Annotated in this window: 8 protein-coding genes; 3 read left to right on the top strand and 5 right to left on the bottom strand. The window is 66.7% G+C overall.

Annotation, left to right across the window (positions count from 1 at the left end):
- Positions 1-4: 4 nt before the first annotated feature.
- The 5 genes from BLV18_RS11820 to BLV18_RS11840 form a co-directional block, all read right to left on the bottom strand.
- Positions 5-3,151: a non-ribosomal peptide synthetase gene (locus BLV18_RS11820; RefSeq protein ID WP_090358736.1), complete on the bottom strand. Its 3,147-nt coding sequence runs from the start codon at positions 3,149-3,151 to the stop codon at positions 5-7.
- The gene (locus BLV18_RS11825) at positions 3,148-7,638 is read right to left on the bottom strand and encodes a condensation domain-containing protein (RefSeq protein WP_090358738.1); all 4,491 of its coding nucleotides are present in this window, start codon (positions 7,636-7,638) and stop codon (positions 3,148-3,150) included. Before BLV18_RS11825 ends, BLV18_RS11820 begins: the two co-directional genes overlap by 4 nt.
- A gap of 46 nt (positions 7,639-7,684) precedes the next feature.
- Entirely contained in the window at positions 7,685-8,665 is a 981-nt protein-coding gene (locus BLV18_RS11830) for a TauD/TfdA family dioxygenase (protein WP_090358740.1), read from the bottom strand.
- A 28-nt stretch (positions 8,666-8,693) separates the two neighbouring features.
- Entirely contained in the window at positions 8,694-9,455 is a 762-nt protein-coding gene (locus BLV18_RS11835) for a thioesterase II family protein (RefSeq protein ID WP_139211017.1), read from the bottom strand.
- A 192-nt stretch (positions 9,456-9,647) separates the two neighbouring features.
- On the bottom strand, positions 9,648-11,294 hold the full coding sequence (locus tag BLV18_RS11840; RefSeq protein WP_090358743.1) for a cyclic peptide export ABC transporter: 1,647 nt from the start codon (positions 11,292-11,294) through the stop codon (positions 9,648-9,650).
- Between the two features lie 202 nt (positions 11,295-11,496).
- On the opposite strand from BLV18_RS11840, the gene BLV18_RS11845 reads away from it, so the two are divergent.
- The 3 genes from BLV18_RS11845 to BLV18_RS11855 all read left to right on the top strand — a co-directional run bounded on the left by BLV18_RS11845 (position 11,497) and on the right by BLV18_RS11855 (position 15,600).
- On the top strand, positions 11,497-12,432 hold the full coding sequence (locus BLV18_RS11845; protein ID WP_090358745.1) for an ABC transporter substrate-binding protein: 936 nt from the start codon (positions 11,497-11,499) through the stop codon (positions 12,430-12,432).
- The gene (fhuB, locus tag BLV18_RS11850; RefSeq protein WP_090358747.1) at positions 12,425-14,413 is read left to right on the top strand and encodes a Fe(3+)-hydroxamate ABC transporter permease FhuB; all 1,989 of its coding nucleotides are present in this window, start codon (positions 12,425-12,427) and stop codon (positions 14,411-14,413) included. The genes BLV18_RS11845 and fhuB overlap by 8 nt, the downstream gene beginning before the upstream one ends.
- A gap of 167 nt (positions 14,414-14,580) precedes the next feature.
- The gene (locus BLV18_RS11855) at positions 14,581-15,600 is read left to right on the top strand and encodes a GNAT family N-acetyltransferase (RefSeq protein ID WP_090358749.1); all 1,020 of its coding nucleotides are present in this window, start codon (positions 14,581-14,583) and stop codon (positions 15,598-15,600) included.
- Positions 15,601-15,624 lie beyond the last annotated feature (24 nt).

Here is a 15,624-nt window from a genome sequence, read left to right on the forward strand (position 1 = left end):
GGTGTCAGTGGGCGGCCAGCCCTTTGGCGGCCAGGGCCTGGGCGCGCAGGTTGGCGCGCTCTTCGTCGCTCAGGTTGTCCAGCTCTCGGCGCAGACGGGCGATCTTCTCGAGGCGCGCCGGATCGGCGAGTTCACCAAGGGCGGCGGCCAGGCGGGCGGCGTCGGGGTGGTCGAACACCAGGCCCGGCGGCACTTCGAGCTTGAACAGGGTGCGCAGGCGCGCGACCAGCTTGATCACCAGCAGCGAGTGGCCGCCGGCCTCGAAGAAATCGTCGTCCACACCCAGCGTCGCAGGTGCACAGCCCAGCAGTTCGGCCATGGCATCGCGCAGGCAGGCTTGCAACTCGTTCTGCGGCGCCCGCGCCGGCGTCCGACGCAGCGGCTGGCCGGGATCGGGCAAGGCATGACGATCGATCTTGCCGTTGGCCAGACGCGGCAGGCTGGGCACCGCGAGCAGACGCGTCGGGCACAGCGCCTCGGGCAGGCGCTCGGCCAATGCCGCGAGTAGCGGTTGCAGAGCATCATCGGTCTGGCCCTGGGCGAGTACGACGTAGGCGATCAGGCTGGCCATGCCTTCACTGGGTGCCCACAGCCGCGCAACGGCCTGCTCGACGCCGGGCAGGGTCAGCAGCGCCGCCTCGATTTCGCCGAGCTCGATGCGCTGGCCGCGCAACTTGACCTGGTCATCCCGGCGTCCCACCAGTTGCAGGCCACCTTCGGCGCGGTAGCGACCCAGATCCCCGGAGCGATACAGGCGCTGGCCTGGGTGGAAGGGATCGTCGATGAAACGGTCGTCATCGACCTGGTCCAGATAGCCACGGCACAACTGCGCACCACCGATGTACAGCTCGCCCAGGGCACCGGTGGGCACCAGGCGCAGGCGCTCGTCGAGCAGATAGACCCGGTTGCCCGCGAGCACACGACTCAGCGGGACCCGCTCATCGTGGTCCGGGACGTCCGCCCGCACTGGGTGGTAGAGCACACCGACGGTGGTTTCGGTCGGACCATAGTGGTTGAACAGGCGCAACGACGGCGCTTGTTCGTACAGTTGCTCGACCAGCCTGCGCGGCGTGGCTTCGCCGCCGAAAATCAGCGTGTCGGGCAGCGGCGCCAAGCCGTTTTCCAGTAGCGCGGCAAAGTGCGACGGTACGAACTTCGCGACGTCCGGGCGTTCTCGGGCCAAAAAGCGGCCGAAGGCGGCACCCTCGGCAAGATCCGCCTCAGTGGCGATGACCAGCTCGGCGCCCACCTGCATTGCACCGAACAGCAAGGTATGGCCAAGGTCGACGCTCAACGGGCTGGTCAGCGCCAGACGCATGCCAGGCGCCAGGCCCAACGCTTCACTGGCCGCCTGGGCATAGTTGCGCAGCGCACCGTGTTCGACGAGCACACCCTTGGGCGCCCCGGTCGAGCCGGAAGTGAACAACAGATACGCAAGGTGCTGATCGGTGAGCTGCGGCGGCTGGAACGGCAGCGGTTCTTCACTGCCCGCCTGCACCAGGCTCGCGCTCGGCCAAGGCCCCTGGGCGCTGCTCGACGCGGGATCACACAGCACCAGCGCCGGCGCTGCACGGTTCAGCAGGTCGTGGCGGCGCTCGGCGGGCCAGCTCGGTTCCAGCGGCAGGTAGTACGCGCCGACGCTGAGGACGGCGAAAATGTGCAGTACGGCTTGCAGCGAGCGCTCGCTTTCGATGGCCACGCACTGGCCGACGCCGACCCCCTGCCCTTGCAGCCACCCTGCCCGGTGAGTCACGGCCTGGTGCAGCGCGGCGTAATCGAGGGACCGTTGGCCATCACTGAGGGCGATGGCCTGCGGGGTCTGCCGGGCATGCCGAGCGAGCCGCTGGGGCAGCCACTCGCCCGCCGCTGCCGTCTCGTTGGAGGCCAGGGCCAACAGGCGTTGGCGCTCCGTCGTGCCCACCGGATCGAGATCGGCCAGGGCCACGGCGCCATCGACCGGCAGAATGTGCAGCAAGGTGCGCAGTTGTTCCAGCAGCCCCTCCAGGCTGGCGACGCTGTACGCAGCCCCGCTGGCCTCGATGACCAGGTGCAGGGTGCCGCCCCAGACGCGTGCGCGCAGCAGCAGTTCGAAGGCCGGACGGCTCGGGTAGGCCAGCACCTGCTCGGGCGCAAGGCGCGCGTGCTCGAAGGCGAACCCGGCCCGCAGTGGCGCGGTGCTGGTGGGTGACTGGATCGGGCAGTATTCCTGCCAGCCGAGATGATCGGCCAGACGACCTTCGGCCTGTTGCGACCATTGGGCGAAGAGCGCCGCAGGGTCGAGCTCGACACGCAGCGGCAGGACTTTTTCGAAAACCCCCAGGGTGTCTTCGAAGTGATCGTAGTCGCTGCGGCAATCGTGCAGCCAACCACCGACGAACGCCTGCTGCCCGCTCAAACGTCCCAACAGCACCCACCACAGTCCTTGCAGAACGAAGTCCAGTGGCTGCCCCAAGGCCTCCGCCACGGCCGGCGCGGCGCCCAGAGTCGACAGGGGTACGGCGAGCTGCGCGTCCAGGCGTGACGCCTGCGGTGTCGCCGGGCTGCCACGCCCCCCCAGGTGCAGCGCGTTGCCACGGGCAGGGTCGACCTCGGCATGCTGCCAATAGGCCCGACCCTGGGCGGCGTCTTCGTCGGCGGCCATGTCCTGGCGCCACTGCACATACTGCTCATAGTCCACATCGCTGGAGACCGGCGCGCGGCCCTCCACCGATGCCAGCACATCGGCGGCCAGACGCTCCAGGCTGGGCGGATCGAGGGCCAGGGCAGCCGCCACGAACTCCACCTCGAAACGGTCCTGGGACAGGGCTCGCCAACTGACCGCCAGCACCTCCCCTTCCTCCAGCGTCAATGCGGGCGCGGTGGCGTCCAGTTCCACCCAACGCACCGCATCGCCCTGGTTGGGACAGGTCTGGCGCCAGCCGAGGAAGCCGGGCACCTGCAGCCAGCGCGTTCCGAGAACGGGCTGACCAGCCGCATAGCGTTGCAACGCGGCTGCAAAGGTGGCTGCCCCCTGCGAGGCGTTCACGGCGATGCGCAAGCGATGGCTGCCCGCGTCAGGGCGAGACGGATCTCGGCCCAGCAGGCACGCCTGCTGTTCGGGGCTCAGGGCAAAGGTGTGCAGCGCGCTTGAATCGAGGCTCAGGTCGGTCATTGCGAATATCCTTGAACAGAGAGGCCGGCCATCTGGCCCGAGCGCTCGTCGGTGTCTGCGGCAGCGCCATCGAACACGCTGCGGTCGGTCATCTCGCCCATGGCCACGACGATTCGCCGCGGACCTTCGAAGGGGTCGCGGGCGTGAGCCACGAGCATGTTGTCGAGCATCGCGACGTCGCCGCGCTGCCACTGGAAACGCACCGCGCAGGCTTCGTAGAGCTGGCCCAGTTGCTCCATGATCGCGTCGTCGATGGGCGTGCCGTCGCCGAAGTACACCTGGCGGGGCATGTGCTCGGCGCCGACGATGCCCAGCAGGTCACGACGCACATCGGCTTGCAGGCAGTAGTCGTGGTGCAACTGGACCTGGTTGAAGAACGACTTCTCCCCGGTGAACGGATGGCGGATCACTGCCGGACACGGCGTACGGGTCTGCAGGCCGCCGTTGGCCAGCCACTCGAACGCCACGTCCTGCTCGCGGCAGGCGGCCTCGACCACGGCGCGGTCGTCGGTCTTGTAGAAGTCGCGCCAATCCACATCGAAACCGGGGGTAAAGGTACGCACGTACAGCAGGCCCTTGCGCTCGAAGGTCTCGGCCAGCTCAGTCGGCAAGGCGCGGTACATGGCGCGGCAGTCGACGATAGGGGTGGCGCCGCCCACGGGCGATGGCAGCTCGCAGAAGAACCACTGCTTGCGCGGCCAGCGGCGCAGGTGGGCGCTCTCGTTGTGAAAGAGGATCATCTGCCGCTCGGGGTAAGGCGTGGAGCGGTAGGTGTTGCGCCCGCCCTCCTTCTTCGGCAGGTCGCCATAGGCGCCATACAGACCTGGCTGGATGGCCTCGGCGAACGCCTCGAAGTCCTGGGCGGTGTGCAACCCGAAGCCTCGAAACAGCAAGCCGGCATGACGGCGCAGGTGGGTTTCGATGAACTCGCGATGCTGACTGGCCCAGGCACAGGGATCGAGATCGGCGCTGACCGGCTCGATCACCAGCGGGAATTCGCTGTCGGCCGTCAGCGGTGTACAGCGTACCGCCGGCGTGGCTGCTGATGGCGTGGTCTGGCGGGTGAACGATTTGAGCTTGTCGCGCTTGGCTTCCAACCGCGAGCGACCGCTGGCCGGCGCGACGGGCGCAGGCTGCAAGGCACCCAAGGACAGCGCAGACAGGGGCTGCTCAGGTGCGTCGAGCACCTGCTCGAGCAGGTCGAGCCAGGCCGCGACCCAGGCACGCACCCGCGCCTTGTCCAGGATCGCCGTGGCGAACACCCACTCCCCGCTCAGCCCTTGGGCATTGGGGGTGAGGAACAGGGCCATGTCGAACTTCGAGGTCTGCGCCGGCGCGGCCAGCAGCTGCGCGCTCAACCCCGGCACGGTGAACTGGCCATTGGGCATGCTGTGCAGCACGAACAGCGCCTGTACCAGCGGGTTGCGCTGACGCTCGCGAGGTACGCCGCTGGCCTCCACGATCTGTTCGAAGGGCAGATCTGCCCGTTCGAAGACCGCCAGGGAATCCTCCCTGACCTGAGCCAGCCACCGACTGAACGGCTGCTGCGCATCGACCCGAGCGCGCAACGGGACGATGTTGACGAAAAAGCCAATGAGCTGTTCCAGCTCCGCCCTGGGCCGACCGGCGATGTCGGTGCCGTAGACCAGATCGTTTTGCCCCGTGACGCGATGCAGCAACCAGTCGAAGGCAGCACGCAGGACCATGAACAGGCTGGCACCGTGGGCCTGGCCGAGAGCTTCGGCACGGGCCACCTGCTCGGCGCTCAGCTGGAAGGTCACGCTGGCGCCGTCGCTCTGCGGCGTCGCCGGGCGCGGCCGGTCGGTGGGCAAGGCCAGGTGCTGTGGCGCACGGCTCAAGTACTCCGACCAGAAATCCCATTCCCGCTGGCGCTCGACGCTGCCTTCCTTGGCGTTCTGCCATGCCGCGTAATCGCTGTAGTGCAGGGTCAGCGGCGGCAATGCCGCTTCGCCACCAGTCAAGCGCGCCTGATACAAGACGCCCAGCGCCTGGACCAGTACGCCGAACGACCAGCCATCACCGATCAGGTGATGCAGGCTCAGCAGCAGCCGGTGCTCTCGATCGTTCAGGCGCACAAGGGTGATGCGCAGCAACGGCGCCTGCTGCAGATCGAAGGGTTGCCCGGCGGCTTCGGCTTCGGCCATGGCCAGGGCGGTGCTCTGTTCCGCATCGCGCAGCCCGCTCAGGTCGAGCAGCGGCAAGGCCAGTTCGAGGTGGTCGGCGCAGTGCACGCGAGCCACCCCGTCGGGCCCTGGCACGAAGGCGCTGCGCAGGCTCGCCTGATGCTGCAGCAGATCATTCAAGGCGCCGTGCAGGGCATCGGGTCGCAGCTCACCGCACAGCCGCAGCTGCGCAACCATGTTGTACGCCGCACGGCCTTGCTCGCCGCCCAACTGCTGGGCCAGCCATAAACTGCGCTGCACCGGCGACATGGCGTGGGGACCGCGGATGTCCAGGGGTTCCAGTGGCACCCCAGCCGCCAGGCGCGGCGCAGCGTCCACCATGGCTGCGACCTGGGCAAGGGGCCTGGCGGCAAACAGCGCACTGAGCGGCAGCTCGACGCTGAACTCACTGCGCACCCGCGCGACCACCTGCACCGCTGCCAGGGAATGACCGCCTTTGGCGAGGAAGACATCGTCGCGGCTGATTTCGCCCGCTTCGAGCACCTCGGACCAGATGGCGGCCAGACGCTGCTCGGTCTGGCCCTGGGGCGCATCTCCCGAGCCGCTTGCGCAGGTGTCCGTCAGCGGGCGGTGGTAGACGTGATAGGCGCCCAGCTCGCCGGTTTCCAGGCGCTGACGGCAGGCCGAGCGTTGCAGCTTGCCGCTGGTGGTCTTGGGCAAGGCCGCCGGCTCCAGCAAGGCGATGACGCTGGCCGGTTCCTGCTGGGTGTCGCTGACCACGCGGTCGATGGCCTCGATCAACGTCTGCGGATCGAATTTCTTCTGCGTGCTGCGACCGATCTCGGCCGCGATACCGATGCACTCACGGCCGTCGACCTGCACCGGGAAGGCCGCGACGCGACCCTTGCGCACCGCGTCGACGCCCTGCTCCACGGCTTTCTCGATGTCCTGCGGGTAGCGGTTCTGGCCGCGAATGATGATCACGTCCTTGGCCCGCGAAGTGATGAACAGGCCACCGTTGTAGAGAAACGCCAGGTCGCCGGTGCGCAGCCAGCGTCCATCCGGCCGATCGAGGAAGGTCTTCGCCGTGGCCTCGGGGTTGCGCCAGTAACCGCGAGCGACGCTGGGGCCGCGCACCCAGATTTCACCGACGGTATGGTCTGCGACGGGCTCCAGCGTGTGCGGGTCCATCAGGCGCACCTGGTCGTCGAACAGCAAGCCTCCACTGCTGACCACTTCGGTGCCATCGGCGTCGGGCACCACTCGGCCATGGGCAAGCGCTTCGTGGTCTACGTGCAGCGTGTAGTAAGGGCCACCGCGAATGTTGCTGCTGACCATGAGGGTCGCTTCAGCCAGCCCATAGCAGGGATGCAACGTGGTGGCCGCCAGACCCGCCGCAGAGAAGCGCTCGACGAAATCGGCCAGCGTATCGGCACGCACCGGCTCCGAGCCGCAGAACGCCACGCGCCACCGGCTCAGGTCCAGCTCGGCGAGCAGGCTGTCGCGTACGCTTTCGGTACACAGGCGGAAGGCGAAATCCGGGCCGCCGCTCAAGGTGCCGCCGTAACGATGGATCGCTTCCAGCCAGCGTGCCGGGCGCGCCAGAAAGTGTTGGGTGGTCAGCAACACCAGCGGCACGCCGGCGTAGATCGGCTGCAGCATGCCGCCGATCAGGCCCATGTCGTGGTACAGCGGCAGCCAGCTGACGAACACATCGCCCGGGCGGCTGCCGAACCCCATCTGCAGCAGACGCTGATTGTCCAGCAGGTTGGCGTGGGTGACTTCGACGCCCTTGGGTTCGGAGGTGGAGCCGGAAGTGTACTGGAGCATGGCGATGACCTCGCCCGATACCTCGCGCGGCTGCCAGCTTCGCGTCGGTTGCGCCTCAAGGTCCTGGACGCTGGCGACCATCGGCGCGCCTGCCAGGGTCAGGCCATCGCGCAACGCCAGCGAGGCATCCAGTGCTGCCTGTTCGCACAGGATCAGCGAAGGCTCGGCATCCATGGCCATGCCTTGCAGGCGCTCGGTGTGGAACTGCCGATTGCGTTCCGGTGGATAGGCGGGCACGGCGATCAGCTCGGCATACAGGCAGGCGAAAAACGCCACGATGTAGTCCGGGCCGTTGGTCATCAGCAGCAGCACCCGGTCACCCTTCACCGTGTGCTGGCCCAGGCAGGCGGCCAGGTGGCGGACCCGGGCATCGAGTTGGGCGTAGGTATAGAGCTCGGTGGTTTCGCTGCCGTCGCCGAGAAAGCGCAGCGCCAATTGCTCGCCCTGGTGTTCGGCGCGCTGGGCCAGCATCTCGATGAGGGATCGGGGTTGAGGCTGGTGTGGGATGGCCATGGGGCGTCCTCCTGCAATCGCAAAAAATCGGGAAATCCGGGGTGGCTCAACGCACGTCGGCACCGTGGGGCTCGGCCATGGCCACCACCACTTTGCGCGGGCCCTGAAACGGCGCTCGGCCATGGGCGGTGAGCATGTTGTCGAGCATCAGCACGTCGTCGTCCTGCCAGGCAAACTCGACCTGCTCCTGCTGCATCACACCGCGGATGTCTTCGAGCAGGGTTTCCTCCAGCGCACTGCCGTCGCCGTAGTAGACGTTGCGCGGCAAGTCCTCTTCCTCGACCAGGTCGAGCAGGGTTTCACGCACTTCCTCGGGCAGGTTGGACACATGGAACAGGTGCGCCTGGTTGAACCACACCGCGTCACCGGTACGCGGATGAGTCGCCACGGCCTGACAGATCTGCCGCGTACGCAGGCCGCCATCGTCCCTCCATTCCAGGCCGATGCCGTGGGCCTCGCAGTAGGCATGCACGACGCTGCGGTCCTGGGTGTTGAACACCTGTTCCCAGGACACGTCCAGGCCGTTGCCGTAGTTGCGGGTGTACATGAGCCCCTTGCTGGCGAAGCGCTGACGAATCCGTTCGCCCACTCGCCGATAGATGGCCCGGCTGTCACCGATCGGCGTTGCACCGCCCACCGGCGAGGCCTGCTGGCAGAAGAACCAGATCTTCATCGGCCAGTCCCGGGTGTAGGCCTGCTCGTTATGCAGGGGAATGTGCTGATGCGGCGGGTATTCGGTGGAGGTGTAGATCCCGCTGGTCACGTTGCTGCGGGGCGTGGAGCCGAATTCATAGGTGAGCAGATCGGACCCGAAACCCACGGCGAAGCGGCGAAAGCGTTCGGCGTTCTGCACGTCGAAACCACGCAGCAGCACACCGCCGGCCTTGAGCAGTTGTTCATCGATCAGCGCCTGCAGATCAGGCAGGCACGCGGCCAGATCGAGGCCCGGCTCGCGCGCCTCGATCAGCAGGGGCAACGGGGTGTCGGCGTGTCGCAGAGGCCGGACATCGAAGCGTGAATCAAACATGGAAGACTCCGCATACAGAGGAGCGCGCTCAGGCATGACTCAGCCCGGCGCGCGCGAGGAAGGAAGAAGCAAGCGAGGGGCGATAGGCCTTGGCCAGGGTCACCAATCGGCGCAGAAAGTCGGCACGCTGGCGGTGCAGGAAGAAATGCCCGCCAGCGCACATTTCCATCCGGAATGGCCCTGTGCACTCCATTTCCCAGGCCGCCAGAGCGTCGACCGCGATGCTGTCGTCGCGCCCACCGAACACATGCAGCGCACACGGCAGCGGCTCGCGGCAAGACGGCCGATGGCGCTCGCCCAGCAGGAAATCGGCGCGCAACACCGGCAACACCATGGCCAGCAACTCCGGGTCGTCGAGCACGGCCTGGGGCGTGCCGTCCAGCCGCTGCAGCTCGGCGACCAGCTCGGCATCGCTCATGGGCTGCGCCTGCGGGTTGCCAGCACGCTGGCTGGGCGCGGTGCTGGCAACGGTGATGAGGGCGCTGGGCACTTCGAGGCCGCGGGCGACCAGGGCGTGGGCCACTTCCAGGGCAACCACCCCGCCGACGCTGTGGCCGAGCATCAGGTAAGGCCCATCGATCAAGGACGCCAGCTCGTCCGCCAGGGTGGCGGTCAGGCTCGGCATGTCCACCTGCAACGGCTCGTCACTGCGATGGCCATGACCGGGCAGCTCGACCGGTTGCACGTCGATCCAGGCCGGCAAGACGGCACGCCATGCGGCGAACGGCATGGCGCTCGCCCCGGAACACGCGAAGCAGAACAGGCGGATGCAATCGGGTGGGACGGACACTGCGCGATCTCCTTAAAAGCAGTCGGCAAGCCGGAGTGGCCTTGCCTGAAACACTGCTGATAAGGACGAAACAAAACGGTGCAGAATTAAGCGTTACTGATAAAAATTATCATTTGGGGATGGCCAGAACAGGAATCGCGGCCTGTCCTGAGCAGCCTGGGCAAACTCCGCCCAAGCTGCTGGCGAGACGTGTCAGACCACCGGCTGCAAGGCCGCCGCCTGGGTCGACGCCTCGCGATGGACGATCTGACCGCGCTCGAGCTTGACCAACTGATCGGCGAGATGGAAGTAACGGTCGTCGTGGGAAATGACCAACAGCGTCTTGCCCTGGGCACGCAGCTCGGGCAGCAGCTCGCAGTAGAACACCTCGCGGAACGCCGGGTCCTGGTCCGCCGCCCACTCATCGAACACGATGACGGGCCGACCTTCCAGACAGGCAACGATCAGCGCCAGACGCTTGCGTTGCCCCTGGGACAGCTCACGGGTGGAGAACGAACCGTTGCTGACACTGACCTTGTGATCCAGATGCAACTTCGCCAGCCACTCGCCGGCCTGGGTATCCACGCTGGCATCTGGCGCCTCGAGCAAGGTATCGAACAGGTGAAAGTCGGAGAAGACCGCCGAGAACAGCTGGCGATAGTCATCCCACTCATCCTCCCCTACCGCTCGACCATCGACGCGTACCACGCCGCTTTCCGGGCGATAGAGACCGGCAATCAGCTTGGCCAGGGTGGTCTTGCCGCTGCCGTTGCCACCCACCAGGAAGGTGATTTCGCCGGGCTTGAGGGTGAGTTGCACAGGGCCGAGGGTAAACACTTCGTCCTCGCGCTCGCTGAAGTAACCATGGGTCAGGCCGTCGAGCGCCAGGGTCACGCCTTCGGGCGCCGGCGACGGCACGGGAGTCTGCCGTTGGGTTTCAGCCTTCAGCTGGGCCAAGGTCGCTTCGATCCGCGCACTGGCGACCCGCGCCTGACTCATCTGCGGCAGGTTCAGCAGCACGCCTTCCAACGGGCCCATCATGTACAGAAACACCATCACGTAGCCGGTGATCACCGCCGCGTCGGAAGGAATCCACAAGCGCAGAAACAGCACCACACCGATCAGCACCAGAAACAGCAAACGTCCCCAGCCGCCAGTGATGGCAAACAGCATCAACCCCTTGGCACGGTTGTGGCGCACCTGCTCGACGGCGCTGACCAACACCTCGTCGAGAAAGCGCTGCGCCTTGGAGCGGTTGAGCTTGAGCTCCTTGGCACCGGAGACCATGGCGTCGAAATGACCGAAGAGTTCGTCCTGGCTGGAGCCGGCCTTGCGAAAATACTGAAGCATGTGCGAATGGCACAGGTGATAGCCCAGCGAACCGAGACCGATGGCCAGCACCGAGACCAGAAAGATCGCCCACGACAGATAGGCCAGGTACCCCAGGCAACCCAGCACCACCACGGCGCTGGTCACCAGCATCGGAAACCCGGTGAAGAAGTTCGACAAGGTGGTGGTGTCGTCGGCCAAGGCCGCCTGGATGCGCCCGCGCCCCGCCGTTTCCAACCCCCGCAGCGGTGCCGCGACCACATGCCGGGAGATGTGCAGGCGCAAGGTGGCCAGGCCCTGCTGGCTGAGGTGGGCGAACAGCGCCCGGGACAGCACCTGGCTGCCCATCACCAGCGCGATCACCAGCACGAAAGGCAGCGCGTAACCGGTGAGGTCTTGCAGCGATGCGTTCAGGGCCTGGTTGATCAGCGCCACCAGCAGCACGTTGGCCAGGCCGCAGACCAGGCTCGCGCCGATGGCCACGGCCAACCGCGTGCGCGAAGCGCGAACCAGCATACCGAACAATGACATGGGGTCTCCTTGAGAGTCGGCGGGCGCAGGCGTCACGCCTGTCGCCGTCGATAGTTGGGGTTACACAGGTAAACGAAGTCGGCGGTTGATTCTTTACCGCGATAAAGTCCATATGCCTACAGGGTATTGGGAAGCAAACGCAGTTGCTATAGACTCCCATTCTCGCCAGGAGGCGATCGTTCTGCTTCGGAGTCAGCCTGCAATGTCCCTTACCCGCCGTCGAGCCCTGACCGGCCTGGCGCTGCTGCCAGCCGCACTGTGCGGTTCGTCTCTGGTCGGCGCTGCCGACGCTGTCGTGCCAACCGCCGTAACCCGAGCAGCACCGAAAGTCGATATCGTCAGCTTCGAGCCCGCCCTCACCGAAAGCCTGCTGGGCCTGGGCGTCGTGCCCCGTGCCGTGGTCAACGCCGGTTTCTATCGCGAATTCGTCGCTCAGCCTTCCTTGCCCGACGATGTCATCGACCTGGGCCCGAGTATCGAGCCCAACCTGGAATACCTGCAACGCCTGGCACCCGGCCTGATCATCGGCACGTCCTGGCAGCTCGAGGGTACCCTGCTGCAGCGCATCGCACCGCTGCGCACCTTCGACATCTATGCGGCGAATGCCCAACCCTATCGCAATGCCGGGCAAGTGTTGCTCGACCTCGGCGCTCTGGTCGACCGTCGCGCCCAGGCGCAAGCCTTGCTGGAACAGACAGACCAGTTGCTCGAAAGCCTGCGTGCCAGGCTCACCCCGGTCAAGGACCGCCCGGTGTACATCGCACGGCTGAATCCGGATGGCCGTCACCTGCTGCTGTTCGGCGCCAAGGGCATGTACCAGGCCGTGCTCGACCGCCTGGGCCTGCGCAACGCCTACCAAGGGCGTACCAACGCCTGGGGCGGCAGCCCGGCGGTGGGCATCGAGACGCTGCTGGAACACCCGGATGCCGCATTCCTGTACTACACCAACCCCCGCGAAGCGGTCGCGGCGCAGCGCCGCCTGGACAACAGCCCCATCTGGCGCGCCCTGCCGATGATCCGCGAGGGCCGTATTCGGGCGCTGCCACGCTTCTACCCCAGCGGCGGCCTGCTGACCGCGCAACGCCTGGCCCTGTCGATCACCGAGCAGTTGCTCGCCATGGAAGCTGACCATGCCTGATTCCCCTTCACGCCTGCGTCGCCAGCCCGCCTGGCTGGCCCTTGGACTGCTGCTGATCGCACTGGCGTTGAGCGTGCAGCAGGCCAGTTCACTGCTTGCACACGGGTCATGGGATCACGTATTCGGCTCGGTGATACCCGACGACTTCTCAGCCCTGCTGGTTCGGTATAGCTACCTGCCACGCCTGGTCGTCAGCCTCGTGGTCGGCGCCGCATTGGCGCTGGCCGGGGTGATCTTCCAGCAAGTGCTGCGCAATCCGATCGCCGAACCGACCACACTCGGGGTTGCCTCCGGCGCCCACCTGGCCCTGGCCGCCTGCGCGATCTATGCACCAAGCCTGCTCGACGGCGGCCAGGAAGGCGTCGCCCTCATCGGTGCCGGACTGGGCATGCTGGCGGTGCTGGGCCTGGCCTGGAGCCGGCGCATGTCACCGGTGGCACTGATCCTGTCCGGGCTGATCGTCAACCTGTACTGCGCAACCCTGAGCACCTTGCTGGTCTTGGCCAACCATGAGGTCTTGAACAACCTGTTCATCTGGCAATCGGGCTCGCTGAACCAGAACAGCTGGCAGGATGTGTATCACCTGGCGCCTCGTCTGGCGGCCGTGGCCGTGCTCGCCGCCCTGCTCGCTCGGCCGCTGGAAGTGCTTGGCCTCAACGATGCCACGGCCGGCAGCCTCGGCCTGTCGCCGGGACGCATGCGCCTGCTGGCCCTGAGCGTGGCCGTCGCCTTGAGCGCCAGCACCATCGCCAGCGTCGGCGTGATCGGCTTCCTTGGCTTGGCCGGTCCGGCCCTGGCCCGACTGGCCGGCGCCCGCACATTGCGTCAGCGTCTGATCTGGGCACCGGTGTTCGGCGCCTTGCTGCTGGTGCTTGCCGACCAGTTGGTCCAGGCCTCGGCGCGCGTGCTGGGCGCCGAAATGCCCACGGGCATCTTCACCGCCTTTCTCGGCGCGCCGCTGCTGCTGGTGCTGCTGAGTCGCCTGCATGAGACCCGCATCAATCCACCCGCCAACGCCGGTAACGTTCGTCTCCTTCCCCTCAAACGGACCCGTTGGGTACTGCTTGCGGTGCTGGTGGTGTCCGTCTACGTCGCGCTGACCTGGGGGCGCGGAGCGGACGGCTGGTATTTCAGCAGCGGCGCGGCATTCGATGCGCTGCTGCCCTGGCGCGCGCCCAGGGTGGCCGCCGCGTTCGCCGCTGGCGTGCTGCTGGCCCTGGCCGGCACCCTGATGCAACGCATGACCGGCAACCCGATGGCCAGCCCGGAAATGCTCGGTGTCAGTTCCGGCGCGGCGTTGGGCGGCATTCTGGTGCTGGTCATCATCCCCGGCTTCAACCCCTGGGTGCTGCTGGCCGCGGCCATCGCTGGCGCCCTGATCGCGTTGCTGGCCATCGTCGCGCTGAGCTGGCGCAGCGCCTTCGCGCCGGACCGCATGCTGCTCACCGGCGTCGCACTGAGCACCCTGCTCAATGCGTTCGCCGCCTTGTTCATGATCAGCGGCGATTCCCGGGTGCTGCTCATGCTCAGTTGGATGACCGGCTCGACCTATCGCATCGACGCCGGCCAGGCGCTGGTCGTCAGTGCCCTGGCGGTGCTGTTCCTGCTGGTCACGCCGCTGTGCAACCGCTGGCTGGCGATCATGCCCCTGGGCGCCGAGCGCACGCGGGCGCTGGGGATATCCCTGGGCGGCAGCCGCCTGGTCCTGCTGTTGCTGACCGCCGTGATGACCGCAGCCGCCACGCTGGCCGTCGGCCCCTTGAGTTTCGTCGGCCTGATCGCGCCCCACATCGCACGGATGCTCGGCGCACGCCGGCCGATCGCGCAATTGCTGCTCTCGGCCATGCTCGGCGGCACGCTGCTGGTGCTGGCCGACTGGCTGGGCCGCAACCTGGTGTTCCCGTGGCAGATCCCGGCCGGGATCTTCGCAACCTTCATCGGCGGGCCGTATTTCATATGGCTCCTGGTGCGCAAGCGCTGAACGGAATCAGCAAGGAAGCAGGTAAAGATGGGAATCAACCTTAAATAATTATGATTCCCATTCGTTACAATTCTACCTAAGCTATGCCCTGGAACCACCCGACCGGTCAGTACCCGGTACGTTCCTGCGCGCTGGCACACGCGAGAAGCCACTCACGGAGAAGCACCATGACCACGCCGAACTTCACCCTGCCCCTGGCCGACGGCCGCCACGTGATCGCCCAGGTGGCGGACGATGGCAACGGCAGTCTGGCAATCGAAGGGATCGAACCGGTGCACTTTTTCCGCCAGGACGGCCATGTGCGGCTGGAGAACCTGCCCGTGGCGTTCCCGGTCAGCGGCCTGCTCGCGCTGCTCGGTCAGGTCTTCTGCAATTCGTCCCGCGTCCCTGGGCTGGAAGTCAGCGCCCCGCTCGCCCTCGACCGCGCGCGCGACGCGGTGCGCGAAGGGGTCTTCGATACCCTCCTGAGCCACGACGGCCGCACCGCACGCCTGGCCTGTGCCCGCAGCAGCTTCTGGCAACACCCGCTGCCCTGGCTCACCACTCCATCGGCCGCCGGCATGCCGCTGCGCTACACGTTCAGCGGCGACAAGCGTCATCCGCAGCGCCCGCCGATCCCGCACGGCGAGGTCTACCGCCGTGAACTGCCGGGCCTGAAGACCACATTCACCCTGCGCACCGTCGACATCGGTCTGGACCTGGAACGCTTCAATCGCTGGATGAACCTGGAGCAGGTCGCGTTCTTCTGGGAGCAGACCGGCACCCCCGAAGAGCACGCCGAGTACCTGCAACAAATTCTCGATGACCCACGGGTGCTGCCGCTGATCGGCAGCTACGACGGCGAGCCGTTCGCCTACTTCGAGATCTACTGGTGCAAGGAAGATCGCATCGCTCCCTATTACGACGTCCAGGACCACGACCGTGGCTGGCACGTGGTGGTCGGCGAGAGCAAGCACCAGAGCGCCGGCAAGCTCAAGGGCTGGTTCCGCTCGCTCATGCACTACATGTTCATTGACGAGCCGCGCACCCAGCGCATCCTCGGCGAACCGCGGATCGACCACACCCGGCAGATCGGCTTCCTCGAATCCCAGGGCTACGGCAGGCTCAAGACCATCACCCTGCCGCACAAGCAAGCCGCCCTGTTGCGCCTGGAGCGCGAGACGTTCTTCGACGAGTACTGCCCGTAACCGCCGCCAATGGGACGCCCGCTG

Source organism: Pseudomonas coleopterorum, assembly GCF_900105555.1.
Classification (GTDB): Bacteria; Pseudomonadota; Gammaproteobacteria; order Pseudomonadales; family Pseudomonadaceae; genus Aquipseudomonas; species Aquipseudomonas coleopterorum.

What these genes read in the sequence shown, in the direction of transcription:
- BLV18_RS11820 (WP_090358736.1), bottom strand. Translation starts at nt 3,151, where the DNA reads ATGACCGACCTGAGCCTCGATTCAAGCGCGCTGCACACCTTTGCCCTG.
- BLV18_RS11840 (WP_090358743.1), bottom strand. Translation starts at nt 11,294, where the DNA reads ATGTCATTGTTCGGTATGCTGGTTCGCGCTTCGCGCACGCGGTTGGCC.
- BLV18_RS11845 (WP_090358745.1), top strand. Translation starts at nt 11,497, where the DNA reads ATGTCCCTTACCCGCCGTCGAGCCCTGACCGGCCTGGCGCTGCTGCCA.
- BLV18_RS11825 (WP_090358738.1), bottom strand. Translation starts at nt 7,638, where the DNA reads ATGGCCATCCCACACCAGCCTCAACCCCGATCCCTCATCGAGATGCTG.
- fhuB (WP_090358747.1), top strand. Translation starts at nt 12,425, where the DNA reads ATGCCTGATTCCCCTTCACGCCTGCGTCGCCAGCCCGCCTGGCTGGCC.
- BLV18_RS11830 (WP_090358740.1), bottom strand. Translation starts at nt 8,665, where the DNA reads ATGTTTGATTCACGCTTCGATGTCCGGCCTCTGCGACACGCCGACACC.
- BLV18_RS11855 (WP_090358749.1), top strand. Translation starts at nt 14,581, where the DNA reads ATGACCACGCCGAACTTCACCCTGCCCCTGGCCGACGGCCGCCACGTG.